This is a genomic window from Serratia sp. LTN-2, from assembly GCF_059740205.1.
On the sequence record NZ_JCAXDO010000013.1, the window covers coordinates 63,204 to 89,857 of the forward strand.

A 26,654-nucleotide genomic window follows, 5' to 3' on the forward strand; every position below is an offset into this window, starting at 1 on the left:
TTCACCTGCGGGTTTTATCGTGACCTCATTACCTACAAGGAGTGAGCATGATGAAATCGGTACTTTTCTGGAAAATAACCACGTTGCTGGGATTGATGTTGGTGATGTTGATTCCCATCGCCCAGCTGATGAGCGTGATCGACGAACGCAGCGGCTATCGGCAAAGCGTGGTCGGGCAGGTGAGCGACAGCACCAGCGGGGCACAGCGCGTGCTCGGCCCGTTGATTGTCATTCCTTATGTCGAACGAGAAGAGAAGAAAGACGAGAAAGGGCAAACGGTGGTGCAGCGGGTGCAGCATTACCGCTATTTGTTGCCGGAGTCGCTTCAGGTGCAGGGGGCGCCGAATGTGGAGGTGCGCAAGCTGGGTATTTATCAGACGCAGGTTTACCAAGGGCCGCTGAACTTCAAGGTGCGTTTCGGTCAGCCTGAGCTGACGGATTTGCAACGCGCCAACGTGACCGTCGGCCAGCCGTTCTTACTGGTAGCGCTGAGCGACTCTCGCGGCATCAAGAGCATTTCCCCGCTGGCAACACCGCAGCCGGTGGCCTTTGAGCCGGGCACCGGTGTGGGATCGTTGCGCCAGGGGATCCACGCACCGCTGACGCTGGCGGCGCTGCAACAAAAAGAGGGACTGAACGCCGATTTCACCCTGACGCTGGCGGGCACCAGCAGCCTGTCGCTGGTGCCGCTGGGGCGCAGCAGCGAACTGCAGTTGCAAAGCAACTGGCCGCATCCGAATTTCCTCGGCAACTTCCTGCCGGACGAACGCAAGGTGACGGAGCAGGGGTTTAGCGCTCGCTGGCGCAGCACCTGGTTTGCCAACAACATCAACAGTGCGTTCTATTACGATGATGGCATTATCGACGAGGATAAGCTGCCGGCCTTCAGCGCCAGCCTGGTCGAACCGGTCGATCACTATCAGCTGACCGAGCGCGCAGTCAAATACGCGCTGCTGTTTATCGGGCTGACGTTTATGGCGTTCTTCCTGTTCGAAACCCTGACCGGGCTGCGAGTGCACCCGATTCAATATCTGTTGGTCGGTGCGGCGCTGGTGCTGTTCTACCTGATTCTGCTGGCCTTTTCCGAACACCTGGGGTTCGCTCTCGCTTACCTGGCGGCCAGCATCGCCTGCAGCGGGCTGATCGCCTTCTATCTGAGCGCAGTACTGCGCGGCAAGTTGCGCGGTGCGCTGTTCGCCGCGAGCTTATTGTTGTTGTACGGCGTGCTCTATTTGCTATTGCAGTCGGAGGACAATGCGTTGGTGCTGGGGGCAGGGCTGCTGTTCGCCATTCTGGCGGGCATCATGCTGTTGACGCGCAAGTTGGACTGGTATCAGGTGGCCGATCCGGCGCGTCTGACAAAGGAAATGCCTGCCAGCGAAGAAGAACCACGTTTCCGGCTGTGGAAATAAGCGGGGAAATCGGGCGCGTTGAGCGCCCGATAGCGGTTACAGCAGCGGCTCCATTTCCAACAGGATCTGTTCGCACCATTGCTGCAGGCGCTCTTCGCTCAGATCGTATTGGTTGACCTCATCGAGCGCCAGGCCGACGAAGTGTTTGCCGTCGGCGCTCAGCGGTTTGGGGCTGGTGAACTCGAAGCCCTCAGTCGGCCAGAAGCCGATGAACTGTACGCCCAGCGGCGCGATGTGATCGTGCAGCATGCCCAGCGCGTCGAGGAACCATTCACCGTAACCGAGCTGATCGCCCATGCCGTACATGGCGACGATCTTGCCTTTCAGATCCAGCGCCGGCAGCTGCGGCCAGATCGCTTCCCAATCTTCCTGCAACTCGCCGAAATCCCAGGTTGGGATGCCGAGGATCAGAATGGAATACTCCTCCATCAGCTTGGGCGAGACGTCTTTCAGGTTGTGCAGGTCGACCAGGTCCTCACCCAGAATCTCACGGATTTTTTCCGCCGCCATCTCGGTGTAGCAGGTGCTGGAGCCGTAAAACAGACCAATCTTCATGTGTAAACCGTTACGTTGCTGTTTAGAGAATTGCAGCGAGTATACCTGATTTGCGCCGGCTTAAGGCATAATGGCGCGGGTGGAAATGCAACAAAGAGAGGACCGCGTGCAACAGCAAGACAATGCGCTGATTGAACAATTCCTGGATGCGCTGTGGCTTGAGCGCAATCTGGCGGAAAATACGCTGGCCTCTTACCGGCTGGATTTACAGGCCCTGGGCGCCTGGCTTGGCCAGCAAAACACCACCTTGCTGCAGGCGCAGGCGTTGGATCTGCAGGCGTTTCTCGCCGAGCGGGTGGACGGCGGCTACAAGGCCACCAGTTCCGCGCGCTTGCTGAGCGCCATGCGTCGCCTGTTTCAGTATCTGTACCGCGAAAAACTGCGTGCCGACGATCCCACTGCGCAGCTGGCTTCCCCCAAGCTGCCGCAGCGTTTGCCGAAGGATCTGAGCGAGGCGCAGGTCGATGCGCTGCTGCAGGCGCCCTGCGTCGATCAGCCGCTGGAGCTGCGCGACAAGGCGATGCTCGAAGTGCTGTACGCCACCGGGCTGCGAGTTTCCGAACTGGTGGGGCTGAGCATCAGCGACGTCAGCCTGCGCCAGGGCGTGGTGCGGGTGATCGGCAAGGGCAACAAGGAGCGGCTGGTGCCGCTGGGCGAAGAGGCGGTTTACTGGATCGAAAATTATCTGGAGCATGGCCGCCCTTGGCTGGTCAACGGCCAGACGCTGGATGTGCTGTTCCCCAGCACCCGCTGCCAGCAAATGACCCGACAGACGTTCTGGCATCGCATCAAACACTATGCGATCCTTGCAGGCATCGACAGCGAGCGTCTGTCGCCGCACGTGCTGCGGCACGCGTTCGCCACCCATTTGCTGAACCATGGGGCCGATCTCCGTGTCGTACAGATGTTGTTAGGGCACAGCGATCTCTCGACCACGCAAATTTATACTCATGTAGCGACCGAACGACTGAAACAGCTACATCAACAGCATCACCCGCGCGCCTGAGCGGCGGGTTCGAAAGGATTGGAACAATGAAAAAAGGTTTAATGCTGCTTTCTCTGCTGGTGGCTTCGGTGGCCGGCGCCGCCCATGCCGATGATGCAGCGATCAAAAAAGCGCTCGCCGGTCTGGGCATCCAGCAGGCGGACGTGCAGCCTTCGCCGGTCGCCGGCCTGAAAACGGTGCTGACCGACAGCGGCGTGCTGTACGCTTCCGAAGACGGCAAGCACATTCTGCAAGGCCCGCTGTTCGACGTCAGCGGCAAAGAGCCGGTCAACGTGACCAATCAGCTGCTGAGCACCAAGCTGGACGCGCTGAAAGATCAGATGATCGTTTACAAGGCGCCGAAAGAAAAACACGTGATCACCGTGTTCACCGACATCACCTGCGGGTACTGCCACAAGCTGCACCAGCAGATGAAAGAGTACAACGATCTGGGCATCACCGTGCGCTACCTGGCGTTCCCGCGCCAGGGGCTGGCCTCCCAGGCTGAAAAAGACATGAAGTCAATCTGGTGCACCGCCGACAAGGCCAAGGCGTTTGACGCCGCCATGAAGGGCGACGCCATCTCCCCGGCGACCTGCAAAACCGACATCAGCAAGCATTACGAGCTGGGCGTGCAGTTCGGCATTCAGGGCACGCCGGCGATCATCCTGGAAAACGGCATGATGATTCCAGGCTATCAGGGGCCGAAAGAGATGGCCGCCATGCTGGACGCGCACCAGGCCGCTACCAAAGCCGGTGGTTAATCGCCGGTGAGTATCAAAACGCAACTACGCCGCCGCCCGGCGGCGGACGACACGCATCTGCCCGCCAGTTTGCCGCCGTTGCTGCGGCGGCTTTACGCCCTGCGCGGCGTGCAGGCTGAGCAAGAGCTGGAGCGCGGCGTCAAGGGCATGCTGCCCTGGCAACAGCTGGACGGCATCGACGCCGCGGTCAGCCTGCTGCAACAGGCGCTGGCTGACGGCCGCCGCATCATGGTGGTGGGCGATTTCGACGCCGACGGCGCCACCAGCACTGCGCTGACGGTGTTGGCGCTGCGCAGCATGGGCGGCGCTGCCGTCGACTATCTGGTGCCGAACCGCTTCGAAGACGGTTACGGCCTGAGCCCCGAAGTGGTGGAACAGGCGGCGGCGCGCGGCGCGGAGCTGATCGTCACCGTCGATAACGGCATCTCTTCCCACGCCGGCGTCGACGTGGCGCACGCCAAGGGCATGCAAGTGCTGGTGACCGATCACCACCTGCCGGGCGAGACCCTGCCGGCGGCCGAAGCGATCGTCAATCCCAACCTGCGCGGCTGCGCCTTCCCGTCCAAGTCGTTGGCCGGGGTGGGCGTCGCGTTCTATCTGATGCTGGCGCTGCGCGCCCGCCTGCGGGAGAGCGGCTGGTTCGAGCAGCGCGTCCTGGCGATGCCCAATCTGGCGGAACTGCTGGATCTGGTGGCGCTGGGCACCGTGGCCGACGTGGTGCCGCTGGACGCCAACAACCGCATTCTGGTGTACCAGGGGTTAAACCGCATCCGCGCCGGCAAATGCCGCCCAGGCATCCGCGCGCTGCTTGAAGTGGCCAACCGCGACGCCCGCCAACTGGCAGCCAACGATCTCGGTTTCGCCCTCGGCCCACGGCTCAACGCCGCCGGCAGGCTGGACGACATGTCGATCGGCGTGGCGCTGTTGCTGAGCGACGACATTGCTCAGGCGCGCATACTGGCCAACGATCTCGATGCGTTGAATCAGACGCGCCGCGAAATCGAGCAGGGCATGCAGGTGGAGGCCTTGCAGCTGTGCGATCAGCTGGAGCGCACCAGCACCGAGCTGCCTTACGGGTTGGCGATGTATCACCCGGAATGGCATCAGGGCGTGGTGGGCATCCTCGCTTCGCGTATCAAAGAGCGTTTCCACCGTCCGGTGATCGCGTTCGCGCCGGCGGGCGACGGCATCCTGAAAGGCTCAGGCCGTTCGGTGCCCGGCCTGCACATGCGCGACGCGCTGGAGCGGCTGGATATGCTGAACCCTGGGCTGATGATGAAGTTCGGCGGCCACGCGATGGCGGCCGGGCTGTCGCTGGAAGAAGCCAAATTCGACGAGTTCCGCCAGCGTTTCGGCGAGCTGGTGGGGGAGTGGCTCGATCCGGCGATGCTGGAAGGGGTTATCTGGTCTGACGGCGAACTGGCGATGCAGGAGCTGTCGCTGACGACGGCGGAGCTGCTGCGCGAGGGCGGCCCGTGGGGCCAGGCGTTCCCGGAACCGACCTTCGACGGCAAGTTCCGCATTCTGCAGCAGCGGTTGGTGGGCGAGAAACACCTGAAGCTGATGGTGGAGCCGCTCGGCGGCGGCCCGCTGCTCGACGGCATCGCTTTCAACGTGGACACCACGCTGTGGCCGGACAGCAGCGTGCGCGAAGTGGAATTGGCCTACAAGCTCGACGTCAATGAGTTTCGCGGCAACCGCAACGTGCAGCTGTTGATCCAGCATCTTTGGCCGCGCTGAAGTGAAATTGCGTTCATGCGCCGGCAAGTGGCCGGTGCATGAACGCACCATCAGTTTCGTGGCGAGATGATCAGGCTGGCGACCCCTTTCTGCTCTATAATTTCCAGCATTCTTAGCGCGGAACCCTGAGGTTTTACCGCGTTGCGTTCCCATTTTTGTACGCTGGTGGTCGACATGTTGACCACGGCCGCCAGATCGGCCTGGCTTAGGCCAAGCCGCTTGCGCAGCATTTTGATGCGTGCACCGTCCATTTGCTCACGCTGTTCACGCTGGGTATTTTGCTCTTGCGCCTGTACGCGCGCATCGATGTTGCGCATCGTATCGTCTGACACGGCGCCTACCTCATGGAAACGTTGCGCCATTTTTTGCAGCCTGAGCAGGCGATTTTCAGTCATCGCATTTCACCTCTCGCAGGTAACCGCTATCGATGGCTCGTTTGATAATTTCCGGCGGCATGGCGAGAAAGTCCCTGAGAGTCATCGTGGTGACTATAGTCTTAATGGCTACCTTGCTCAATACTTGAACAGCTTAGCGGCGTAGTGGGCATAAGTAATAAAACGCTGACGAAATTCCAGCTCATCCTGCCACCCGCTTTGCTACCCGATCGCCACAAAAACTGACCAACTCGCTATAAACTGCCGCCCGGATCCGTTAGAATTAGCGGTTCCAATGGCATTCCGCCATCGACGACATCAACGTAAAAGAACGAAACCATGTTTGAAATTAATCCGGTAAAAAACCGAATTCAGGACCTGTCCGAGCGGACTGCGGTTCTTAGGGGGTATCTTTGACTATGATGCCAAGAAGGAACGCCTAGAAGAAGTCAACGCCGAGCTGGAGCAGCCGGACGTTTGGAACGAGCCTGAGCGCGCACAGGCGCTCGGCAAAGAGCGCGCCGCGCTGGAAGCCATCGTTGAAACCATCGATCAACTGCAGCAGGGCGGCGAAGACGTCAGCGGGCTGCTGGAACTGGCGGTGGAAGCCGACGATGAAGAGACCTTCAACGAAGCGGTCGCCGAGCTGGATCAACTGATCGCCAAGCTTGAGCTGCTGGAATTCCGCCGCATGTTCTCCGGCGAATACGACAGCGCCGACTGCTACCTGGACATCCAGGCCGGCTCCGGCGGCACCGAGGCGCAAGACTGGGCCAGTATGCTGCTGCGCATGTACCTGCGCTGGGCCGAAGCCAAAGGCTTCAAAACCGAAGTGATCGAAGAGTCCGACGGCGACGTCGCGGGCCTGAAATCGGCCACCATCAAGATCATCGGCGACTACGCGTTCGGCTGGTTGCGCACTGAAACCGGCGTGCACCGCCTGGTGCGCAAGAGCCCGTTCGACTCCGGCGGCCGTCGCCACACCTCGTTCAGTTCGGTGTTCATCTACCCGGAAGTGGACGACGATATCGATATCGATATCAACCCGGCGGATCTGCGCATCGACGTGTACCGTGCCTCCGGTGCGGGCGGTCAGCACGTCAACAAAACCGAATCCGCCGTACGTATTACTCACCTGCCAACCAACATCGTGGTGCAGTGCCAGAACGATCGTTCTCAGCATAAGAACAAGGATCAAGCGTTTAAACAGCTGCGAGCCAAGCTGTACGAGTTTGAGATGCAAAAGAAAAATGCTGATAAACAGGCGATGGAAGACAACAAGTCCGACATCGGCTGGGGCAGCCAAATCCGTTCTTACGTGCTGGATGACTCCCGCATCAAGGATTTGCGCACCAACGTCGAAACGCGTAACACGCAGGCCGTACTGGATGGCGACCTGGATAAATTCATTGAGGCAAGTTTGAAAGCCGGGTTATGAGGAATAGAAATGTCTGAACAACAAGTACAGGGCGCCGATCAGGCGCTGGATCTCAATAACGAACTGCAGTCCCGCCGCGAGAAACTGGCCGGCCTGCGCGAGAACGGCATTGCGTTCCCGAACGACTTCCGTCGCGATTCCACCTCCGACAAACTGCACGCCGCGTACGGCGATAAAGACAACGAAGAGCTGGAAGCGCTGGGCGTAGAAGTGACCGTTGCCGGCCGCATGATGACTCGCCGCATTATGGGCAAGGCGTCCTTCGTTACGCTGCAGGACGTGGGCGGCCGCATTCAGCTGTACGTCGCGCGCGACGACCTGGCTGAAGGCGTGTACAACGACCAGTTCAAAAAATGGGACCTGGGCGATATCCTCGGCGCGCGCGGCAAGCTGTTCAAAACCAAGACCGGCGAACTGTCGATCCACTGCACCGAACTGCGTCTGCTGACCAAAGCGCTGCGCCCGCTGCCGGACAAATTCCACGGCCTGGCGGATCAGGAAACCCGTTACCGTCAACGTTATCTGGATCTGATCGCCAACGAAGAATCGCGCAACACTTTCAAAGTGCGTTCGCAGGTGATGTCCGCTATCCGTAACTTCATGGTGGAACGCGGCTTCATGGAAGTCGAAACCCCGATGATGCAGGTGATCCCGGGCGGCGCGTCCGCGCGTCCATTCATCACGCACCACAATGCGCTGGATATCGACATGTACCTGCGCATCGCGCCGGAACTGTATCTGAAGCGTCTGGTGGTCGGCGGCTTTGAGCGCGTGTTCGAAATCAACCGCAACTTCCGCAACGAAGGCGTTTCTCCGCGTCATAACCCAGAGTTCACCATGATGGAACTCTACATGGCTTACGCGGATTACAAAGACCTGATCGAACTGACCGAGAGCCTGTTCCGCACCCTGACCGAGAAAGTGCTGGGCACCTCTCAGGTGCAGTACGGCGACGAAGTGTTCGATTTCGGCAAGCCGTTCGAGAAGTTGACCATGACCGAGGCGATCAAGAAATACCGTCCGGAAACCGATCTGGCTGATCTGGCCGACATGGGCAAAGCGGTGGCCATCGCCGAATCCATCGGCATCAAGGTTGAGAAGAGCTGGGGTCTGGGCCGCGTCGTGACCGAGATCTTCGAAGAAGTGGCGGAAAGCCATCTGATTCAGCCGACCTTCATCACCGAGTACCCGGCTGAAGTGTCGCCGCTGGCGCGCCGCAACGACGTTAACCCGGAAATCACCGACCGCTTCGAGTTCTTCATCGGCGGCCGTGAAATCGGCAACGGCTTCTCCGAGCTGAACGACGCCGAAGACCAGGCGCAGCGTTTCGCCGATCAGGTGAACGCCAAAGACGCCGGCGACGACGAAGCGATGTTCTACGACGAAGACTACGTCACGGCGCTGGAGCACGGCCTGCCGCCGACTGCCGGCCTGGGCATCGGTATCGACCGCATGGTGATGCTGTTCACCAACAGCCACACCATCCGCGACGTGATTCTGTTCCCGGCGATGCGCCCGCAGAAGTAATCGCGTTTAGCGTGCAACAACCGGTGCAGGCAGCTGCGCCGGTTTTTTTTCGCCCACGGGACTTAACCGCTTAAAACATCGACAGTTACGCGCCATCTCCGCTTGCCCGCCGCCGATAACCGGTTATAATGCCTGTCGCACACCGATGCGGGTGTAGTTCAATGGTAGAACGGCAGCTTCCCAAGCTGCATACGAGGGTTCGATTCCCTTCACCCGCTCCAAAATCTCCTTATGTATCATTTCATTAAGTTATAACCACTTTCAGAAAAGACGATTTCTCACCGAACCGCATTACCGTTTGGGTGTCGAGTTGGCTTGTGATCATCTCACCCCCTGGTCCTGCGTTTTGGCGCGATAAACAATGCGCCACCCAAGCCTGACGCGGGTGTGAGCCGCCGTCGCTGCCCACAGAGCGCTATTGCCGCTTAACTCCACTTCTGTTTAGCCCCTGATGGCAGGCGGTCGTCGGTTTCTCCGCCGGCGCGATCGCACTCTTTCGGCAGCAGGAAGGTGATGGTGCCTGCCAGCAGCAGCGATACGGCCAGCGCGCAAACCGCGACATTCTGCCCATACAGATAAATCATGACGCCCACCAGATAGGGGCCGCAGAACCCACCGAGATTGCCCAGCCCGTTGATCACCCCGCGTGCGCTGCCGGCGACTTCTGCCGACGCAATACGCCCGGGAATGGACCAGAATGGACTGGTTGCCGCTTTAAGGAAGAAGCCGCATACCACCAGCGCGATATAAGCGGCCACCACATGCTCATGCAGAATTACCGAGGCCACCAGCGCCGCCGCAAAACAGTACAGGGAGATCCTCACCCATAAACGGCGTTTACCGCTGCGATCGCTGAACAGCGAAATCACATAAATCCCCGCCAGAGTGGCAATAAACGGCAGGATCGCCAGCACGCCAACATTAGCCATGCTGCCGCCGGTCAGGTTCTTCAAGATGGTGGGCAGCCACAACGTATAACCATAGTCACCGGTTTGGTAGAAGAAATTCAGCACGACCAGGCGCATCAATCCTTTGTTACGGAACACGGCTTTGAGCGGCGCTTTGGCCGCCGGCGCCATCCCTTCTCGCGCTTTGCGCTCCCGGGCCAGCTCGGTCAATAGGTATTCGCGTTCCTTGGCCGGTAGCCAACGCGCTTCTTCCGGGCGGTCACTGATCACCAGCCACCAAATAGTCAACACCACGATCGACAATAAGCCTTCGATAATGAACAGCCAGCGCCAGTCGAGGGCGGCAATAATCGCGCCGGAAACCGGGGCGGTCAGCATCCCTCCCAATGGCGCAAACATCATGACAAAGGCATTGGCCCGGCCCAGTTCTTTTTCCGGGAACCAATTGCTTACCATGGTCAGCACCACCGGCAACATCCCACCTTCGGAGACCCCGAGAATAAAACGCAGCGCGAGCAACTGATATTCATGGGTGACAAACCCGGTAGCGATAGAGACAATCGCCCAGGCCACGAGCGACCAGGCAATAAAACGTTTGCCGCTACCGTAAACCGCCAGCCGTCCGCCGGGAATCTGCAGAAATAAATAACCAATAAAAAAGATACCGCTGGCCACGCCAGCCATCTGGCTGGTAATGCCTAAATCCTGTTCCATGCCGCCCGGCAGAGCAAAGCTGATATTAACGCGATCCATAAATGAAATAATGCAGGTGATAAGGATCGGCGCGATAACCCGCAGCCAGCGAGTTCCTGGTATTTTATCGGTCATAGTAACGCCTCGATGATATCCGCCACGATAAGCGGATATTTTGTTAGGCTGAATAAAAATGATGGTTCGCCATTCAGGCGATCATTTTTATTGAATTAAGCCAGGAATATCCTGATGGGAAAAATAACCAGCCAGATTATCCAAAACGGATTGGCTCATTCCCTGGCGGGTTTCTACGGTAGCGCTGGCCACGTGGGGCTGCAGCAGAACATTCTCGAGAGCCAAGAGCGCCGCCGGTACATGGGGTTCGTTTTCAAATACGTCCAGAGCGGCCCCGGCGATAACATGATTTTGTAACGCCGTTATCAGCGCCGGTTCATCGACCAGGCTGCCGCGGGCGATATTGATAAGCCAGGCGCGATCGGGCATGGCGGCAAATACGCTAGCATCAATAATCCCGCGGTTCTCCGCACTGCCAGACGCCGCGATCACCAGAAAATCACTCTGTGCTGCGAGTGCGTGCAGATCGGCGCACCACTGATAGTCCAGGCCGCCTTTGCGCTGGCGATCGGTATACAGGACGGTCATATCAAAGCCTTTGGCTCGTCGGGCGATGGCTTGGCCGATGTTCCCCATGCCAAAAATGCCGATGCGTTTGCCGCTCACTTTGGTCGCCAGCGGCGGCTGCGTCGTTTCCCAGCGGCCTTCACGCACAAAGCGGTCCCCTTGGCACAGGCGGCGGCTGGCGGACAGCAGCAGCCCCATCGCAAGATCGGCCACATCATCGGTCAGCACGCCGGCGGTGATCCCGACGCGGATATCACGCTCCCGGGTGTAGTTGAGATCGATAGCGTCTGTGCCCACCCCAAAGACGGCAATCATGCCGGCCTGCGGCAGCTGTTCCAGCGTCTCTCGGGTGACCCCCACATCGCCACGGGTGACCACCGCCCGAACCTCTGCGCCATGGCGAGCCAAAAAGGCCGGAATGTCAGATTGTTCATAGAGACGGAATACCCGGTAACTGGCGTCCAACGCGATCTGTAAAGCGTCCATGACCGGCGCGATAAGTAAAACGGTAGGTTGAGTGTCAGTATGCATGGTTGCGATCCTGTCTGAAAACAAAATGGGATATCCTGTATCAGACGTTTTTTTACCGCTTGTTTTTGCGATCTGCATCACGCCAAAGAGTGTTAAAAAACCGTGTTACTGCTGGCGTGATCTGGTGTGCAATTTCATTATTTCTGTCAGTTATTATCAGGGGAAATAAGCACATTATGCCGGTGGCCGGGTCAGTGAAACCTATCAACCCTGTTGGAATCGGTGAATATCCAGCGATTATCTGCTGTGGATCACAGGATAGGTAACGTCGTTTCGTAACATGCCATTAAGTGATTTTTGTCATGTTTTTAAGCAGCTAAAAGCCGTGAGATAGGCCGGCGCTTATTCCGTCATGTCAAAGACGATCCCGCAACGGCTCAGACTGCCGGCGGAAAACCTCCCTCATCTACCACCTGAATAATGGTGCACGAGTGCTATTTCAGATGTTGCACAAGGGCTCGCCCCTCTCGTAAATACGGCTAACGTTTGGCGTTTAAATATTGCGTCGGGTCGAATCCATTTACGACATAAATTACGCCGAGTTATTTTCCGGGTAATTCGTCGCGCGTTTTTATTATGTCATTAATGCACCGTGAGTTTATCGTCGGTGCAAAAAACGGCAACGCCATAACACCTTGATCTTTTAATGCTATTCCTCATTTAGATGCCATTTTTCATTTTGGTTTGCATGCATTCTGATACATATTAAAAAAAACTATACAGAAACATAATTATTTTGGAGCTAACTATGTCGTTGCAAACCGTGCTTACCCGCAGGGAGGCGCTGGCAAAAATGGTGGGCGTAATCGTCACCGCCAGCCTGTTACCTTATTCAAATATCACCTATGCGGAACGGGCTCAGATTGCCGCTTCGCCCATTGAATACGCGCAATTCTTGCAAATTTCGAGGAAGATTACGGCGTTCGACGATCTGGACGTCACGCTCTCCGCCCGCTATTTTTCTGCACTGCGCGAGCATTTTCCGCAGCTGAACCCACAGCTCAACGCCCTGTTCATCCTGAGCCAACAAACCACAGATGCGGAAGCCTTTAACCGAAAGGCGATCGAGCAGGGGCAGAGTGAGCTGATCCAGGCAATTGTGACCGCGTGGTATACCGGAACCGTAGATCCTTCAAACGCCGAACATGGCCAGCTGATCGCCTATAAAGAGGCGCTGATGTACCGCACGGTGCAGGATGCTTTGATTGTGCCGACCTGGTGTAATTTTGGCCCCCTGTGGTGGACCGGCCTGCCGCCGGGCGTGACCCGCCAGCCCGCCATTCCCGCAACAGATTTGCCTGCCTTATTTGCCGAAAAAGATAAGGAGCCCGCGTGAAAAGCCCAATCATAAATGCTGCCGGCGATGCTGAAGCCGATGTCGTCATCGTCGGTTCCGGCATCGTGGGCGGCCTGATGGCGGATACTTTGGTGAGCCAGGGATATTCGGTGCTGGTGCTTGAAGCCGGCCCGCGCATTGAGCGTGCTCAGGCGGTGGAAAACTGGCGCAATATGCCGCTGCACAACCGTGCGGGGTCGGACTTCCAGGGACTTTACCCTCAATCGGAGTACGCCACCGCACCGCTCTATTTCCCGGAAAACGACTATATCAAGCTGACCGGCCCCAATGGATCTGGTTTTAAGCAGGGCTACTTGCGCGTGGTGGGGGGAACCACCTGGCATTGGGCCGCCTCCTGCTGGCGCAATCACCCCAATGACTTTCGCATGAAATCCCTCTACGGCGTAGGGCGAGACTGGCCGATTTCCTACCAGGAAATCGAACCGTGGTACGCCAAAGCCGAAGAGGAGATCGGCGTTGCCGGCCCGAACAACCCGGAGTGGCAGTCCCCTGCGGAACGCAGTGGGCCTTACCCGATGGACATGGTGCCCTGGGCCTACGGCGACCGGCGTATCGCGGAGATTGTAAATCCTCACGGTTTCAAATCGGTGCCCATTCCGCAAGGTCGCAGCACTCGGCCCTGGAATGGGCGGCCCACCTGCTGCGGTAACAACAACTGCCAACCGATCTGTCCGATCGGAGCGATGTACAACGGCATTCACCACGTTGAACGGGCCGAACACAAAGGGGCGAAGGTGATCCCCGAAGCGGTGGTGTACAAAATCGACACCGACGACAATAACCGCGTCACTGCCGTCCATTGGTACGACACCACACACAGCTCTCATCGGGCGATCGGCAAAGCGTTCGTTCTGGCCTGCAATGGGATTGAAAACCCGCGCCTGCTGCTGCTGGCGGCCAACGAAAAGAACCCGAACGGCATCGCGAACAGTTCGGATCAGGTGGGGCGCAACATGATGGACCACTCCGGCCTGCACTGTTCCTTCCTGGCGCGTGAGCCTCTGTGGGTTGGCCGCGGTCCGGCGCAGAGCAGCTGCATGGTGGGGTATCGCGACGGCGCCTTCCGCAGCGACCATTCCGCCAACAAGATCATCATCAATAACATCAATCGGGTGATCCCATCCGCCCTGGAGGTGCTGAAAACGGGCAAGGTCGGCAAGGCGCTGCAGGAGGAAGTGCGCGACCGCGCCAGCCGCTCGGTGGATCTCTCCATCAGCCTGGAACCGCTGCCGGATCCGAATAACCGCCTAACGCTGAGCCCAACCCGCAAAGACAAACATGGCCTGGCTTGCCCGGACATCCACTACGACGTCGGCGACTACGTGCGCAAAGGGCTGGAAGTGGTCAAAACTCAGCTGCGCCAGATCGGCGACTTGTTTGATGCGCAAGAGTTTGTGATTAACGACAAGCTGAATGCCAACAACCACATTATGGGCGGCACGATCATGGGCAGCGATCCCAGCAACTCGGTGGTGGACGGTAACTGCCGTGCTCACGATCATGACAATCTTTGGATCCCGGGCGGAGGCGCGATGGTTTCGGCCAGCGTCGTCAACACCACGTTGACGATGGCGGCGCTTGGGCTTAAGGCGGCCAATGACGTACTGCGCGCCCTGGAGAGCAAATGAATAAAGTAACCCACTCGTTGGCGGCGGCGCTGCTGCTGGGATGCGGCCTCGCGGCGCACGCTCGGGACGGCGATCTGATCGCTAAAGGGCAGGCGCTGGCTATCGCCTCGGACTGCATGGCCTGTCATACGAATGCGCAGCAGCAGGGCAAACCTTTTGCCGGGGGATATGGCATCGCTTCCCCGATGGGCACCATCTACGCCACCAATATTACCCCATCGGTGAAATACGGCATCGGTGGCTATTCCGAAGCTGAGTTTGCCGACGTGCTGCGATCCGGGATCCGCAAAGATGGCTCGCATCTCTACCCGGCAATGCCTTACACCGCCTACACCCGTCTGAGTGATGACGAGATCCATGCGCTGTATACCTACTTTATGCATGGCGTCGCCCCGGTTGATGAACCGGCCGAGCACTACACCGATCTGCCGTTCCCGTTCAATATCCGTCTCTCCATGGCGGTGTGGAATATGCTCTATTTGGACAATCGGCGCTACGTCGCGGATCCGACAAAGGATGACGCATGGAACGAAGGGGCCGCGCTGGTGCAGGGCCCGGCTCACTGCGGAACCTGCCATACGCCGCGTAATGTGCTGATGGCGGAAGACAACTCGCGTTTCCTGATGGGGGCTTCGCTGGGCGCCTGGTACGCGCCAAATATCACCGCCGATCGTCAGGAGGGCATCGGCAGCTGGAGCGAGCAGGAGTTGATGGACTATCTGAAAACCGGCCGGGTGGAAGGGCGCGCGCAAGCGGCGGGGCCGATGGCCGAGGCCGTTGAGCACAGCTTCCAATACCTTACCGACCGGCAGCTGCGGGCGATAGCGATTTACCTGAAGAGCGTGCCTGCGCAGGGCGACGATCGTCAGAGCGCCAGTCTTAGCCTGGCGCACTACAACGTCGAGCGCAACCTGCGCGGCGTGAACTCGCCCAACGCCAACCACACGCTCAATAGCGGCGAGGCGCTTTACAGCGGTTACTGCGCCAGTTGCCATCAGCCGGACGGCAGCGGCAGCCTTAACCAGGCCTACCCATCGCTGTTCAATAACTCCACCACGGCAGCGAGCAACCCGTCAAATTTGATAGCCGTTATTCTGCAGGGGGTCGATCGCCGGGTTGACGGTAAGTATGTGTTGATGCCGAGCTTTGGGGCCGGTTCTTACATCGGCGAGCTGACGGATAAGCAGGTTGCCGATATTGCGAACTTCGTGCTGCAGAAATACGGCAACAGTAGGCTGAGCGTGACCGAGGCCGACGTGGGTGAAGTGCGCGCCGGGGGGCCGAAACCGCTGTTGGCACGCGCGCAGCCGATGATTTTGCCGGGTATGGCCGGCGGCGCTATAGTCGTCATCCTGCTGATACTATTTTGGCTCCGTCGCCGTAAGGCGCGTTAAGGGGAGGGAACGGCCAGGTGGGCGACGCCGCCTGGCTGAAGTTGAACGGCGCAAGGCGGGCTTTTCCGCAGACGAAACCGGCAGGGCAAGTTATATCGTCTCCCCCATCGACAGGCGATAGTGGAGATCGACGTGCTCAATGGTCGGCAGCCCTTTGATTTTCTTTATGATGATCTCTGTCGCCACTTTCCCCATTTCATACCGTGGCGTCAGTACGCTGGCCAGTTTGGGAGTAATGACCTGCCCGATCTCAAGACCGTGAAATCCGGCAATGGCGATTTGCGCGGGGACGCGGATGCCGTTTGCCAGGCACTCCTGCAGCACCCCCACGGCCAGATCGTCATTGGTGCAGAGAATACCGTCCATATCCGGGTACATTTGGCTCGCGAGCGTCATCATGCCTGTCCCGATCGAAATGGAAGAGACCTTATTGGGGGAAATGCGCCCGGTAGGCAAATCCTGATTCGCCATCGCCTGGCAGTATCCCGCATAGCGCTGTTCATCGCGGATATCAGACATTGAACCAAAATAGATAATGCGCTTTTTACCGCTAGCCAGCAGCATGGTGGTCATGTCATAGCCGGCTTTGACATTGTCAAAACCCACGTTAATTCGATCTGCGTTGCCCGATAGCCCCATAATTTCGGCAACGGGTATCTTCGCCGCCCGCAGGAATTTTTCCGCCCGCAGGCTATGGACCGACTCGGTCAGCAGCAGCCCTTTGATCTTAAAAGCCAGAATGGCGGCAATTTGCTCCTCTTCACGTTTGCTGTTGTAGTCATAATTGACCACCAGCGTCTGATAGCCCTGCACAGACGACACGGATTCAATGCCCGCAAGCACGTCAGCAAAGATCAGATTGTTAAAGGAAGGGACCAGAACGCCGATCAGGGGAGGGCTGTTGGCAGAGAGGGTCGGGTTGTCAGGATCGGCCTGATAGCCGACGTCCTCGATCACGCTGGCAATGCGCGCCGCCGTTTCTGGTTTCACCCTCTCCGGCGTGCGCAGATAGCGACTGACCGTCATTTTGGTGACACCCGCCAGTACAGCTATGTCATTTAACGTAATTCGCTGCGACTTCACCATTGATTCTCATCTGACCCAGACCGTGTTTGTCATTATGCCGACTGCCGAGTCAAAAGAGAATGAGTGCAATGTGCTGTCTCCGGGCGTCGGGCGGCTACCGCAAGATGCGCCGTTCTCGCTATCTTTTCCATGCCATACCGGCATTAATAGGCTCTTTTCCTCGCAGATCATGACGGTTTGATATCAAGGGAGGAAAAGGCCATTTACCCCTTTGCGGCCCGCCCAATGGGGTGAGCGAGCCGATGCTGCGGTTAACTGAGGATATCTTCGGCGATCGTCTCGAACAGCGTGTCGATCTCGCCCTGGGTGTTGTAGTGCATCATGCCGATGCGCAGCACGCCGCCCTCTTGCAGCCCCAACTGCTGAACCAGGCCCAGCGCATAGAAATGCCCGCTGCCGGCGCAGATATTGTGCTGTCCCAGGCGGCGGGCGATCGCGTCAGGCGTATGGCCATCGAAGGTCAGGGCGAAGGTCGGCGTGCGACGTGTGCTGTCCGCCTGCGGATTACCGTAGAGCCGGATGCCGTCGAGCGTCTCCAGCCGTTGCAAAAAGTGGCGGCACAGCGCCTCTTCGTGCCGGTGGTAAGCGGCGAAGCTCTCCTGTAGACGCTGTCTTAACGGCGCGCCGGGCGTGCCCCATTGCGCCAGATAATCGATCGCCGCCGTGACGCCTGCCAGCGCCTCGAAGCTCTGCGTGCCGGTCTCGAAACGGCCGGGGCCGACGTCGGTGGCCGGTTCGACTTTGTACGGCTGCAGACGCTGCAGCCACTGCGGCGCGATATAGGCCATGCCGACGTGCGGGCCGAAGAACTTGTAGGCGGAACAGACCAGGAAATCACAACCCAACGCCTGTACGTCGATCAGGTTGTGCGGCGCATAGTGTACGGCGTCGACATACACCTGCGCGCCTACCCGATGTGCGGCTTCGACGATGGTTTTGATATCGACGATGCTGCCGGTGACGTTGGAGGCGTAGCTGACCGCCACCAGGCGGGTGTTGGCGTTGATGCGTTCACACACTTTCGCGGCGTCGAGGGAACAGTCGGCGTGCTCCAAGGCTATCTGATGCACCACAGCGCCTTTATCGGCGGCGGCTTGCCGCCAGCTGGAGACATTGGCGTAGTGATCCAGCGCGGTGACGATGACCTCATCGCCGGCCTGCCAGTCACGGCTGATAGTGCGGCTGAGGTGAAAAGTCAGCGTGGTCATGTTCATGCCGAAGACGATGTTGTCGGGTGACGGCGCATTTAACAAGGCGCGCACCGATTCCCGCGCCTGGTCCATCACCTCGCCGGTGACGCGGCTGGAGAAGTAGTGGCCGCCCAGGTTGGCGTTGTATTTCCCCAGGTAGTCCGTCATTTTTTCCAGCACGCCCCGTGAAACCTGCGCACCGCCGGGGCCGTCGAAAAAAATCACCGGCTTGCCGTCGATCTGCTGAGACAGGGCGCTGAACTGGCTTCGGGCGAGCTCGGGCGTAAAGATCATGCTTTCTCTCCCCGGGCGGTGAGGACGAAGAGATCCAGGTAGCCTTCTTCTTGCGGGCTCACGGCGTTGATCGGCGTGGCGTTATGCCACAGTTTGCTGTCCGCCAGCAGCACGGCCTCGCCGTCCGCCAGCGCTTTTTTAAAGAAGGGATCGTGATGGCTGTCGTCGTACAGCATGATTTCGCCGCCGACGATGTTGTGCCGGTGAATGGCGATCATGGCGATATGGTCGAAACCGTCCTGGTGGATGCCTTCCGGCGCCACCAGCGTATCTTTCTGGATGGCGACCACGCGCATTTGGTGGATCTCTATCTCGGTGCCTTCCGGCAGCTCGTTATTTTCGGCGAACAGGTTGCACATCTCCGCCATGCCGGCGCTCTGCAGCACTGCGCTGTCGATAGGTTCGAAGCGGCGCACCACGTTGCCCTGGAAGTGGTTGATCTGATCGGACTGCATGAAGGTGCGCGGCCCCACTTCAGCGACGTTGGGGTTGAGATATTTGACGACCGAATAACGGCGCAGGCGATATTTGCCATCGGCGTGTTGCGTGTGGGGCAAGAAGGAAAACGAAGGCATCAGTTGTTGGGTGGCTTGTGGGCTTAGTACAGTCATACTTATTACGTTTTCGTGTTTCTGTAACATAATCACCTCTAATAATAATAATTTCTGATGTTGTAGGGGGTAATTCGATTGAATTGTAGACGACTCTATAACCAACGCAATTTGAGGTTGGCGAGGTGTGATGGCGGTCGTAAAGCTGGATGAACGCGAAGAGCGGAAGGGGCGTACCAGGAGGGGGCGACACGGCGCGGCCTATTCCCCGCGCAGCAGCTGGCACGGGGTGACTGCATGGTCGAAACGGTCAGAAGGTTTCGAAATAGAGCTCGCGCAACAGCCAGGAAATTTCATTATTGGTGCGGTTCAGGGTATCGATTCTGTGAACCCCTTTCGCTTCGGCGCGCAGATCGAGCAGCAGATTACGAATCTGCTGAAACAGTGGGGTTTGCGGGCTCGGCTTGGCTAACTGTTGTCCGCACAATTTGATACCGGCGTCGCAACCGGTGGCGATGTCCGCCAGGCAGCATGGGCAGACGGTTTGTTGACGCGCCATATTGCGGCATTGCTGCCCGATTACCTGATTGAAGTGGCGCAATTGCAGGCAAACTTCACGTGAGTTCAGCGGGTTGGAATGGGTAGTCATCGGCTTCAGCTCCCTTGTCTTCACCTATATTGGCACTTACCGATGAAGATAACCACGGACAAGCTGCGGGGGTATCGCGTTGTTTTGCCTGGAAACGGCGGAGAAGAGGAGGCGAAGTGACGGCCCGCCGGCGGCGGGCCGGTAGGGTCAGGCGCGTTTGAACAGGTTCGCCGCCTGGAACAGCGCAAAGGAGCTGACCAGCATCTCGATGCCGACGATCGCCGTCACCAGCGTGACCGATGCCGCCGGGCCTGAGCCGATCAGCATCCAGGCGATGATCAAATCGAGTACGCCAATGACGTACTGCAACCAGTTGCCCGGCAATCCGCGGCGCATATAGCCGGCCACCAGACGCGCGATGCCGCCGAGCGCGAACAGCACGGCAAGGTACACCGCCAGCGCCAAAATACCCGCCAGCGGGCTGGTGATGAACACATAGCCGATAATCAGGTAGGCCACGCCCAGTAAAATGCCGCCGATCATCGGCCAGGTATTCTGCGCCCGATTGGCGATCATGGCGATAATCAGCCCGGCGCCGCTCAACAGCAGCAGGACGCCCACCACGATGCTCAACGCCGCGCCGGAGGCGAAAGGATTAACCAGACACAGTATGCCGCCGGCCAGCAGCAGGAAGGCGATGATCAGCAGGGTGGTGCGTTGCTTTTTGAGCAGATCTTCGCTCAGGAGAGGCAGATTATTGCGGTCGAGGTTCAACATGACAGTACTCCATTTCGTCGTTGGGTAATAAATCAGTCATCCTTACCTGTTTAGCATAGACCGTCTGGGGGTTTTTGACTGACCCGGCGCAAATGTTACACTGTGCGGCTGACGCGCATCAGAACCGAAACGACGACCGAGGACAGGATTTGAGCACAGGAAGCAAACTGGCAGGGTGGCGCCGCATCGCGGTGTGTCTGACATTGGGGCTGCTGTTGGCCGGGTGTTCGGGTAAAAACACCTACAACCGCGACTACGACAAACTGCCGAAGGGCAGCTACACCGGCAAGTCCTACACCGTCAAACGGGGCGATACGCTGTATTACATCGCCTGGATCACCGACAGCGAAGTCAGCGATCTGGCCAGAATCAACAAGATACGCGCGCCCTATAATCTGGAAGTGGGGCAGAAACTGCGGCTGAGCGGCGGCGCGCCGACCAAAACCGCCGCCACGCGCCGTAAAACCTCTTCTTCTTCTGCCGCGATTGCCAAGCAGACGCCGCCGCCGGGCGCCGCTCGCTGCTGGCGCTGGCCGACCAGCGGCCGAATCGTGCAGGCATACTCCAATTCAGATGGCGGCAACAAGGGCATCGACATTGCCGGCAAACGCGGCCAGCCGATCTACGCTTCCGCCAAAGGCAAAGTGGTGTACGTCGGCAACCAGCTGCGCGGCTATGGCAACCTGATCATGATTAAGCACGGTGAAGACTTTATCACCGCCTATGCGCACAACGACACTACGCTGGTGCGCAACGGCCAGGATGTGAAAGCGGGGCAGAAGATCGGCACCATGGGCAGCACCGGCACCGATTCGGTGTTCCTGCATTTCCAGATTCGCTACCGCGCCACCGCGCTCGATCCGCAGCGTTATCTGCCGCCGCAGGGTTCGTCGCCATCCTGTTAACGCCAATCAGGCTCCTTGCGGAGCCCTAGCCTGTTGACCAGGGAGGAAAAAGCGTGGTTTTTCCTCCCTGGTGGTGATCAGCCGAAAATCAATACATTGATTTTCCTTATTTTTTATAGGTTGTCTTCTGTAAGCCCGGCAACGGCATCAGATTTGCCATTAATTTCAGGCTCCTTGCGGAGCCTGAGATGAGTTATTTCAGCGGCAGATAAAGATCGGTCACCAGTTCATATTCCGCCACCTCGTGCACGAAGTTGTGGTAGTGGAAATAGAGCGGGAAATCGCGCAGTTCCTCGCCGCTGGCCGGCAACCACTCGCGGTACAGATAGTGGGCACTTTCCGAGAGCCCATCCAGCGAGCCGTGATGGCGCAGCACCGCGCAGCGCCCGGCCGGCAGCGTGCCGTTCACCACGCCGAAGGCGTTGTCCTCCGGGATCGGCGTAGTGACTTCGCCGCAAATGAAGAAGTGGAAGTCCTGCGCTTCGGTGATGGCCGGATCGTGCGGCGCGATGCCGTAAGTGCGGCTGCTTCTGACCGGCGACAGGCCGCTGGTTTTGCGCCACTCGATAAAGCGTGCGGCGGTTTCGTTGACCAGCGCGGGTGGGCCGCTATGTTCGATCATCGCCACCGGCGTGGCCGGAAAATCGACAATATCTACCTTCATGGGTTGTTTCCTTTTGTGTTTCGGTTCGGGAAAGCGCTGTTGCCAATCGATCCAGGCCGGCTGTTTGCGAAACTGGCTCGGCGTTTGGCTGAACGCCTGTTTGAAGGCGCGGCTGAAGGACTCCGGGTTCTGAAAACCGGCGTCCAGCGCGATGTCAATCACCGGCTCCAGCGGGTTATACGCCAGGCGGTACGAGGCGCGTTTAAGCCTCATCCACTGGATATAACGCCACACCGAGATGCCACAATACGCGCTAAACTGGCGTTGAAAATGAAAGCGCGAAAAATGGGCCACTTCGCTCAGTTTTTCGACGGTGAGCGCCTCGTCCAGGTGGCGGTCGATATAGTCAAAGACCTGCGCAAAGCGTTTTGCATACGAGTGGGTCATGTGATTGTCTCCTCCATGCCTGAACTTTGCCCGAACCGCCGCCGCGTCTCCTGACGGATGATGCTGAGTTGCCATTGCAGGAAAACGGGATGGCCGCGGCGTTCGCTGCCGGCCAGGCCAAAATCATAACCCCGCGCGGCCGTGCGCCGCGAGCCCGACCGAGAAGATGAATATTACATGATGGATCGTTCCCGTTTGCTGAAATTCCTGCTGCCCTATCTGTGGCCGAAAGACAACCCGCGGCTGCGTTGGTATCTGGTGGTGGCCTTCGTGTTCATGGTGGCGGCCAAGGTCAGCACCACGCTGGTGCCGCTGGCCTACAAAGCGATGGTCGATGCGCTGAGTGGCGAGACGGCGAAAATGCTGGCGGTGCCGCTGGGGCTGATCGTCGCCTACGGCGTAGCGCGAGTGGGCGGCGCGCTGTTTGAAGAGCTGCGCAACGTGATGTTTATCCACGTCAGCCAGAACGCCACGCGCCTGTTGGGCGTGCGGGTGTTTCGTCAGCTGCACGCGCTGAGCCTGCGCTTCCATCTGGAACGCCAGACCGGCGGGCTGTCGCTGTCCATTGAGCGCGGCACCCAGGCGGTGTCCACCGTGCTGTCGCGGCTGCTGTTTTCTATCGTGCCGATCCTGTTCGAACTGACGTTGGTCACGGCGATTATGTGGCACATGTTGAACGGCTGGTTCGCGTTGGCGATCCTGACGACGGTCGGCTGCTACATCCTGTTCACCGTGCTGGCGGTGAGCTGGCGCACCCGCTTTCGCCGCGAGCTCAACAAGGCCAATGCCGACGCCAACAGCAAATCCATCGACAGCCTGCTGAACTATGAGACCGTGAAGTACTTCGGCAATGAAGAGTTCGAGGCCGAGCGTTTCGATCTGTCGCGCAGGCTGTATGAATACGCCGCCATCAAGAACCAATTCAGTTTTACCGCGATTAACCTGGGGCAAACCGCCATTATCTCGATCGGGCTGATCGTGATGATGACGATGGCGGCGCAGGGGATTACGCGGGGGACGATGACGGTCGGCGACTTCGTGCTGGTTAACGCTTACCTGTTGCAGCTGTATCAGCCACTGAACTTCTTTGGTTTCATCTACTCGGAGGTGCGTCAGGCGCTGATCGACATGGAGAACATGTTCGATCTGCTGCAGGAGAAGCGCGAAATCGTCGACAGTCCGGATGCGCAGCCGCTGCGGCTCGATCGCGGCGAAGTGCGGTTCGATGCGGTCAGCTTCGGCTACGACGTGCGTCGGCCGATCCTCAAACAGGTGAGTTTTGCCATACCGGCGGGCCACACGGTGGCGGTGGTCGGCGCCTCCGGCGCGGGCAAGTCCACGTTGTCGCGCCTGCTGTTTCGCTTTTACGACGTGCAGGGCGGCGCCATTACCCTCGACGGCCAGGACATTCGCCAGCTGACCCAGGCCAGCCTGCGGCAGGCGATCGGCATCGTGCCGCAGGATACGGTGCTGTTCAACGATACGCTGCGCTACAACATCGGCTATGGCAAAACCGGCTCCAGCGATGAAGAAATAGAGCGGGCGGCGCGGCTGGCGCATATCCATGATTTTATTGTCGGTCTGCCTGACGGTTACGATACCCGGGTGGGCGAGCGTGGGCTGAAGCTGTCGGGCGGTGAAAAGCAGCGGGTGGCGATCGCGCGCACCATCCTGAAAAATCCGGCCATTCTGGTGTTCGACGAGGCGACCAGCGCACTCGATACCCAAACCGAGCGTGAAATCCAGGGCCATCTGCGCGAGGTGAGCCGCAACCACACTACGCTGGTGATCGCCCATCGGCTCTCCACCGTGGTGGACGCCGATGAGATCATCGTGCTGGAGGCGGGAGAAATCGTCGAGCGCGGGGGGCATGAGGCGCTGCTGGCGGCAAACGGCCGCTATGCTGCGATGTGGCAAACCCAGTACAGCGAAGATCCCGAACTGAGCTGACGCCGCCGTTTACTCCGCCGACGGAGCGGCCTGCAGCCGTTGTATCACGTAGTCGCAGGCGATGCGGTAATCCTGCTGCAGATCGGTTTCATCCCCGGCCAGGCTGCCGCGCAGCCAGAGGCCATCGATCATCGCCGCCAGCCCGCGCGCTGCGTCGCGCGCCTGCTGCAGCGGCAGCTCGCGGCGGAACTGGCTGCAAATATTGGAATAGAGCCGCCGATCGTTGGCGCGCTGCAGGCGGCGCAGCACCGGCTGATGCATGCTGGCGGCCCAGAAATCGAGCCAGGCGCGCATGGAAATGGCGTTGGTTTGGCTGGGGTGGAAGTTGCCCTGAATGATGGCGCACAGCTGCGACTGGCTGTCGCTCGCCGCCTGAGCGCGGCACTCGGCCACCGCGTCGCGCAAATCGCGCAGGATCTTGCGCATGGTGGCGCTCAGCAATCCCTCCTTATCGCCAAAATAGTGGCTGACGATGCCGGTCGACAGTCCGGCTTCTTTCGCCACCTGCGACAGGGTGACGCCGGCCAGTCCCACCACGCTGATAGCCTCGAAGGCGGCGTTAATCAGCTGTTCCTTGCGCTGCTCAGGAATGTCTCTGCGGTACATATTTTCCTCAACTGATAGGCCAATCACACTTTGGATTTGATTGATTGAACGGTCAATCAATACTCTATATGCTGCAAAAATGTCAAATAAATGACGATTAAATGCTAAATAAAAGTTGCATTTAAATCGTCAGTCTTTCGCCTCATGGAAGCCTGCCAATGACAATAAAAACTCCTCCATCGCTTGACGAAGAACCTGTCAGATTGAACGCCCCGGTATTTTTCGGCTCTGCAGCGGTGATATTGCTGCTGGGGGCGTTGATTGTGCTGTTTCCCGCCGCCAGCAAACAGTGGCTGAATGTTGCGCAGAACTGGGTGGCCGACGTGTTCGGCTGGTATTACATGTTGTTGATGGTCGCCTGCATGGCGTTCGTGTTCTGGCTGGCGCTGTCGCGCTTTGGCCACATTCGCCTCAGCCAGGATGACGAGCCACCGCAGTTCAGCTACCCCTCCTGGGTGGCGATGCTGTTTTCGTCGGGCATCGGCATTGCGCTGGTGTATTACGGCGCCTATGAGCCGCTGGATCACTTCCTGTCGCCACCGGAAGGCAGCGGCGGCAGCGTGCAGGCGGCGCGACAGGCGATGGCGCTCACCTTCCTGCACTGGGGGCTGCACGGTTGGGCGCTGTATGCGCTGATCGCCACTGCGCTGGCCTATTTCGCCTATTGCCGCGGTTTGCCGCTGGCGCTGCGTTCCGCACTGTATCCGATCTTCGGCGAGCGCATCCACGGCGGCGTCGGCCATCTGGTGGACAGTTTCGGCATTCTGGTGACGGTCATCTCGATGGTAACCAACCTGGGGATCGGCGCGCTGCTGGTGAACTCGGGGCTGTTTTACCTGTTCGATATCCCGCAAAGCACCGGCGTGCTGTTGGCACTGATCGTGGTGATGATGGTGGTGGCCACGTTGGCGGCGATCACCGGCGTCGAGAAGGGCATTGCCATGCTGTCGAACATCAACGTCGGCTTCCTGTGCCTGCTGCTGCTGTTCGTGTTTCTGGCCGGCCCGACGCTGAACCTGCTCAACGGCATGTTGCAGAACGTCGGGGATTATCTGACTTCGCTGGTCAGCCGCAGCTTCGATATGTACCTGTACGGCAAGGCGCGCCAATGGCAGGGCGCCTGGACGCTGTTCTATTGGGCCTGGTGGGTGGCGTGGGCGCCGTTCGTCGGGCTGTTTATCGCGCGCATTTCCAAAGGGCGCACCATCCGCGAACTGATCTTCGGCGTATTGTTGATCCCGCTGGGATTCACGCTGGCGTGGCTGTCGATCTTCGGCAATACCGCCATCAGCCTGGTACTGGAGGGCGGGCAGGCGATCCTGGGGCAGGTGGCGCAAAGCGATCCGCCGATGGCGGTGTTCAAGCTGTTCGAATACCTGCCTTATACCCAGCTGACCGCCGGTTTCGTGGTGGTGATAAGCTTCGTGCTGTTTCTGACGCCGGTCGATTCCGGCACGCTGATGATAGCCAACCTCTCCTGCCAGGGCGGTTCCGCCCACGATGACGCGCCGGCCTGGCTGCGGGTGTTCTGGGCGGCGGTCACCACGCTGGTGTGCGCCGGGCTGTTATACGCCGGCAGCTTCAGCGCGATGCAGACCGCAGTGGTGCTGTGCGGCCTGCCGTTCTCGGCGGTGATCGTGCTGTATATGCTTAGCCTGCGCAAGGACCTGTGCGGTTACGCCATGAAGCCGGCGCTCCCCTGAGGCG

23 protein-coding genes, 1 tRNA gene and 1 pseudogene are annotated in these 26,654 nt (G+C 58.9%); 13 read left to right on the forward strand and 12 right to left on the reverse strand.

Annotated features, from left to right (window positions below):
- The first annotated feature begins 47 nt into the window (after positions 1 to 47).
- A complete protein-coding gene (gene creD, locus AC6BYQ_RS20990) occupies positions 48 to 1,412 on the forward strand; it encodes a cell envelope integrity protein CreD (protein WP_498057494.1) in 1,365 nt (454 codons plus the stop codon).
- A 36-nt stretch (positions 1,413 to 1,448) separates the two neighbouring features.
- Here the strand turns inward: creD and fldB are convergent, their stop codons facing one another.
- Entirely contained in the window at positions 1,449 to 1,967 is a 519-nt protein-coding gene (fldB, locus tag AC6BYQ_RS20995) for a flavodoxin FldB (RefSeq protein ID WP_019455662.1), read from the reverse strand.
- Between the two features lie 85 nt (positions 1,968 to 2,052).
- Here fldB and xerD point away from each other — a divergent pair, with 85 nt between their 5' ends.
- The 3 genes from xerD to recJ are packed head-to-tail and all read left to right on the forward strand — an operon-like array spanning position 2,053 to position 5,456.
- The gene (xerD, locus tag AC6BYQ_RS21000; RefSeq protein WP_154747450.1) at positions 2,053 to 2,973 is read left to right on the forward strand and encodes a site-specific tyrosine recombinase XerD; all 921 of its coding nucleotides are present in this window, start codon (positions 2,053 to 2,055) and stop codon (positions 2,971 to 2,973) included.
- A 26-nt stretch (positions 2,974 to 2,999) separates the two neighbouring features.
- Positions 3,000 to 3,716: a bifunctional protein-disulfide isomerase/oxidoreductase DsbC gene (gene dsbC / locus AC6BYQ_RS21005; protein WP_063917967.1), complete on the forward strand. Its 717-nt coding sequence runs from the start codon at positions 3,000 to 3,002 to the stop codon at positions 3,714 to 3,716.
- Positions 3,717 to 3,722: 6 nt separating this feature from the next.
- Positions 3,723 to 5,456 (forward strand): single-stranded-DNA-specific exonuclease RecJ, encoded by a 1,734-nt coding sequence (recJ, locus tag AC6BYQ_RS21010; RefSeq protein ID WP_498057495.1) that lies wholly within the window; start codon positions 3,723 to 3,725, stop codon positions 5,454 to 5,456.
- A gap of 50 nt (positions 5,457 to 5,506) precedes the next feature.
- On the opposite strand, the gene AC6BYQ_RS21015 is transcribed toward recJ, so the two are convergent.
- Together AC6BYQ_RS21015 and AC6BYQ_RS21020 are read right to left on the reverse strand one after the other, a co-directional pair.
- A complete protein-coding gene (locus AC6BYQ_RS21015) occupies positions 5,507 to 5,851 on the reverse strand; it encodes a helix-turn-helix domain-containing protein (protein WP_154747451.1) in 345 nt (114 codons plus the stop codon).
- A pseudogene (locus AC6BYQ_RS21020) lies at positions 5,844 to 5,927 on the reverse strand (type II toxin-antitoxin system RelE/ParE family toxin); the annotation flags it as partial. The gene AC6BYQ_RS21015 and the pseudogene AC6BYQ_RS21020, both read right to left, overlap by 8 nt.
- A 242-nt stretch (positions 5,928 to 6,169) precedes the next feature.
- Between AC6BYQ_RS21020 and prfB the strand changes: the two are divergent.
- The 3 genes from prfB (at position 6,170) to AC6BYQ_RS21035 (ending at position 9,016) form a co-directional block, all read left to right on the forward strand.
- Positions 6,170 to 7,268, forward strand: a protein-coding gene (gene prfB / locus AC6BYQ_RS21025; RefSeq protein ID WP_139285605.1) for a peptide chain release factor 2 whose coding sequence is annotated in 2 segments (ribosomal slippage) — positions 6,170 to 6,244 and positions 6,246 to 7,268 — 1,098 coding nt in all. Because the reading frame shifts where the segments join, the coding sequence is not laid out codon by codon here.
- Positions 7,269 to 7,277: 9 nt separating this feature from the next.
- Positions 7,278 to 8,795 (forward strand): lysine--tRNA ligase, encoded by a 1,518-nt coding sequence (gene lysS, locus AC6BYQ_RS21030; protein ID WP_019455668.1) that lies wholly within the window; start codon positions 7,278 to 7,280, stop codon positions 8,793 to 8,795.
- Between the two features lie 147 nt (positions 8,796 to 8,942).
- Positions 8,943 to 9,016: transfer RNA gene (locus AC6BYQ_RS21035), tRNA-Gly, on the forward strand.
- Between the two features lie 204 nt (positions 9,017 to 9,220).
- Here AC6BYQ_RS21035 and AC6BYQ_RS21040 read toward each other — a convergent pair.
- Together AC6BYQ_RS21040 and AC6BYQ_RS21045 are read right to left on the reverse strand one after the other, a co-directional pair.
- Positions 9,221 to 10,531, reverse strand: coding sequence for an MFS transporter (locus AC6BYQ_RS21040; protein WP_019455669.1), 1,311 nt, complete (start codon positions 10,529 to 10,531; stop codon positions 9,221 to 9,223).
- An 87-nt stretch (positions 10,532 to 10,618) separates the two neighbouring features.
- Entirely contained in the window at positions 10,619 to 11,569 is a 951-nt protein-coding gene (locus AC6BYQ_RS21045; protein ID WP_498057516.1) for a 2-hydroxyacid dehydrogenase, read from the reverse strand.
- Between the two features lie 748 nt (positions 11,570 to 12,317).
- Here AC6BYQ_RS21045 and AC6BYQ_RS21050 point away from each other — a divergent pair.
- Genes AC6BYQ_RS21050 through AC6BYQ_RS21060 form a run of 3 tightly spaced genes read left to right on the forward strand, consistent with a single transcriptional unit; the run spans position 12,318 to position 15,948 of the window.
- Positions 12,318 to 12,905 carry a sugar dehydrogenase complex small subunit gene (locus AC6BYQ_RS21050; protein ID WP_019455671.1) on the forward strand — a complete coding sequence of 196 codons (588 nt, stop codon included), beginning with the start codon at positions 12,318 to 12,320 and terminating at the stop codon, positions 12,903 to 12,905.
- Positions 12,902 to 14,554, forward strand: a complete 1,653-nt coding sequence (locus AC6BYQ_RS21055; RefSeq protein ID WP_019455672.1) for a GMC family oxidoreductase — start codon at positions 12,902 to 12,904, stop codon at positions 14,552 to 14,554. Before AC6BYQ_RS21050 ends, AC6BYQ_RS21055 begins: the two co-directional genes overlap by 4 nt.
- Entirely contained in the window at positions 14,551 to 15,948 is a 1,398-nt protein-coding gene (locus AC6BYQ_RS21060; RefSeq protein WP_498057496.1) for a c-type cytochrome, read from the forward strand. The genes AC6BYQ_RS21055 and AC6BYQ_RS21060 overlap by 4 nt, the downstream gene beginning before the upstream one ends.
- Positions 15,949 to 16,038: 90 nt before the next feature.
- Here AC6BYQ_RS21060 and AC6BYQ_RS21065 read toward each other — a convergent pair whose 3' ends face one another.
- From AC6BYQ_RS21065 to AC6BYQ_RS21085, 5 genes are all read right to left on the reverse strand, one after another.
- Complete coding sequence (locus AC6BYQ_RS21065) at positions 16,039 to 17,031, reverse strand: LacI family DNA-binding transcriptional regulator (protein ID WP_025160221.1); 993 nt, start codon at positions 17,029 to 17,031, stop codon at positions 16,039 to 16,041.
- A gap of 254 nt (positions 17,032 to 17,285) precedes the next feature.
- Complete coding sequence (locus tag AC6BYQ_RS21070; RefSeq protein WP_498057497.1) at positions 17,286 to 18,518, reverse strand: cysteine desulfurase-like protein; 1,233 nt, start codon at positions 18,516 to 18,518, stop codon at positions 17,286 to 17,288.
- Entirely contained in the window at positions 18,515 to 19,129 is a 615-nt protein-coding gene (locus AC6BYQ_RS21075) for a 2OG-Fe dioxygenase family protein (protein ID WP_230329007.1), read from the reverse strand. Before AC6BYQ_RS21075 ends, AC6BYQ_RS21070 begins: the two co-directional genes overlap by 4 nt.
- A gap of 250 nt (positions 19,130 to 19,379) precedes the next feature.
- Positions 19,380 to 19,718 carry a hypothetical protein gene (locus AC6BYQ_RS21080; RefSeq protein ID WP_074056032.1) on the reverse strand — a complete coding sequence of 113 codons (339 nt, stop codon included), beginning with the start codon at positions 19,716 to 19,718 and terminating at the stop codon, positions 19,380 to 19,382.
- A gap of 147 nt (positions 19,719 to 19,865) precedes the next feature.
- On the reverse strand, positions 19,866 to 20,435 hold the full coding sequence (locus tag AC6BYQ_RS21085) for an HdeD family acid-resistance protein (RefSeq protein WP_498057498.1): 570 nt from the start codon (positions 20,433 to 20,435) through the stop codon (positions 19,866 to 19,868).
- Between the two features lie 149 nt (positions 20,436 to 20,584).
- Here AC6BYQ_RS21085 and actS point away from each other — a divergent pair, with 149 nt between their 5' ends.
- A complete protein-coding gene (gene actS, locus AC6BYQ_RS21090; protein WP_498057499.1) occupies positions 20,585 to 21,340 on the forward strand; it encodes an amidase activator ActS in 756 nt (251 codons plus the stop codon).
- Between the two features lie 193 nt (positions 21,341 to 21,533).
- On the opposite strand, the gene AC6BYQ_RS21095 is transcribed toward actS, so the two are convergent.
- Positions 21,534 to 22,391, reverse strand: a complete 858-nt coding sequence (locus AC6BYQ_RS21095; protein WP_019455681.1) for an AraC family transcriptional regulator — start codon at positions 22,389 to 22,391, stop codon at positions 21,534 to 21,536.
- A 180-nt stretch (positions 22,392 to 22,571) separates the two neighbouring features.
- Between AC6BYQ_RS21095 and AC6BYQ_RS21100 the strand changes: the two genes are divergently transcribed.
- Positions 22,572 to 24,341 carry an ABCB family ABC transporter ATP-binding protein/permease gene (locus tag AC6BYQ_RS21100; RefSeq protein ID WP_498057517.1) on the forward strand — a complete coding sequence of 590 codons (1,770 nt, stop codon included), beginning with the start codon at positions 22,572 to 22,574 and terminating at the stop codon, positions 24,339 to 24,341.
- Between the two features lie 9 nt (positions 24,342 to 24,350).
- Here the strand turns inward: AC6BYQ_RS21100 and betI are convergent, their stop codons facing one another.
- Entirely contained in the window at positions 24,351 to 24,947 is a 597-nt protein-coding gene (gene betI / locus AC6BYQ_RS21105; protein WP_063917958.1) for a transcriptional regulator BetI, read from the reverse strand.
- 158 nt (positions 24,948 to 25,105) lie between these two features.
- Here betI and AC6BYQ_RS21110 point away from each other — a divergent pair, with 158 nt between their 5' ends.
- Entirely contained in the window at positions 25,106 to 26,650 is a 1,545-nt protein-coding gene (locus tag AC6BYQ_RS21110; protein ID WP_025160226.1) for a BCCT family transporter, read from the forward strand.
- The last annotated feature ends 4 nt before the right edge of the window (positions 26,651 to 26,654 follow it).

Excerpts from the sequence above, each read along its gene's own strand:
- creD (WP_498057494.1), top strand. The coding sequence starts at position 48 with ATGATGAAATCGGTACTTTTCTGGAAAATAACCACGTTGCTGGGATTG.
- AC6BYQ_RS21075 (WP_230329007.1), bottom strand. The coding sequence starts at position 19,129 with ATGACTGTACTAAGCCCACAAGCCACCCAACAACTGATGCCTTCGTTT.
- AC6BYQ_RS21085 (WP_498057498.1), bottom strand. The coding sequence starts at position 20,435 with ATGTTGAACCTCGACCGCAATAATCTGCCTCTCCTGAGCGAAGATCTG.
- lysS (WP_019455668.1), top strand. The coding sequence starts at position 7,278 with ATGTCTGAACAACAAGTACAGGGCGCCGATCAGGCGCTGGATCTCAAT.
- xerD (WP_154747450.1), top strand. The coding sequence starts at position 2,053 with ATGCAACAAAGAGAGGACCGCGTGCAACAGCAAGACAATGCGCTGATT.
- AC6BYQ_RS21110 (WP_025160226.1), top strand. The coding sequence starts at position 25,106 with ATGACAATAAAAACTCCTCCATCGCTTGACGAAGAACCTGTCAGATTG.
- AC6BYQ_RS21080 (WP_074056032.1), bottom strand. The coding sequence starts at position 19,718 with ATGACTACCCATTCCAACCCGCTGAACTCACGTGAAGTTTGCCTGCAA.
- AC6BYQ_RS21040 (WP_019455669.1), bottom strand. The coding sequence starts at position 10,531 with ATGACCGATAAAATACCAGGAACTCGCTGGCTGCGGGTTATCGCGCCG.
- AC6BYQ_RS21070 (WP_498057497.1), bottom strand. The coding sequence starts at position 18,518 with ATGATCTTTACGCCCGAGCTCGCCCGAAGCCAGTTCAGCGCCCTGTCT.
- fldB (WP_019455662.1), bottom strand. The coding sequence starts at position 1,967 with ATGAAGATTGGTCTGTTTTACGGCTCCAGCACCTGCTACACCGAGATG.
- AC6BYQ_RS21045 (WP_498057516.1), bottom strand. The coding sequence starts at position 11,569 with ATGCATACTGACACTCAACCTACCGTTTTACTTATCGCGCCGGTCATG.
- AC6BYQ_RS21015 (WP_154747451.1), bottom strand. The coding sequence starts at position 5,851 with ATGACTGAAAATCGCCTGCTCAGGCTGCAAAAAATGGCGCAACGTTTC.
- dsbC (WP_063917967.1), top strand. The coding sequence starts at position 3,000 with ATGAAAAAAGGTTTAATGCTGCTTTCTCTGCTGGTGGCTTCGGTGGCC.
- AC6BYQ_RS21050 (WP_019455671.1), top strand. The coding sequence starts at position 12,318 with ATGTCGTTGCAAACCGTGCTTACCCGCAGGGAGGCGCTGGCAAAAATG.
- AC6BYQ_RS21100 (WP_498057517.1), top strand. The coding sequence starts at position 22,572 with ATGGATCGTTCCCGTTTGCTGAAATTCCTGCTGCCCTATCTGTGGCCG.
- AC6BYQ_RS21060 (WP_498057496.1), top strand. The coding sequence starts at position 14,551 with ATGAATAAAGTAACCCACTCGTTGGCGGCGGCGCTGCTGCTGGGATGC.
- betI (WP_063917958.1), bottom strand. The coding sequence starts at position 24,947 with ATGTACCGCAGAGACATTCCTGAGCAGCGCAAGGAACAGCTGATTAAC.
- AC6BYQ_RS21095 (WP_019455681.1), bottom strand. The coding sequence starts at position 22,391 with ATGACCCACTCGTATGCAAAACGCTTTGCGCAGGTCTTTGACTATATC.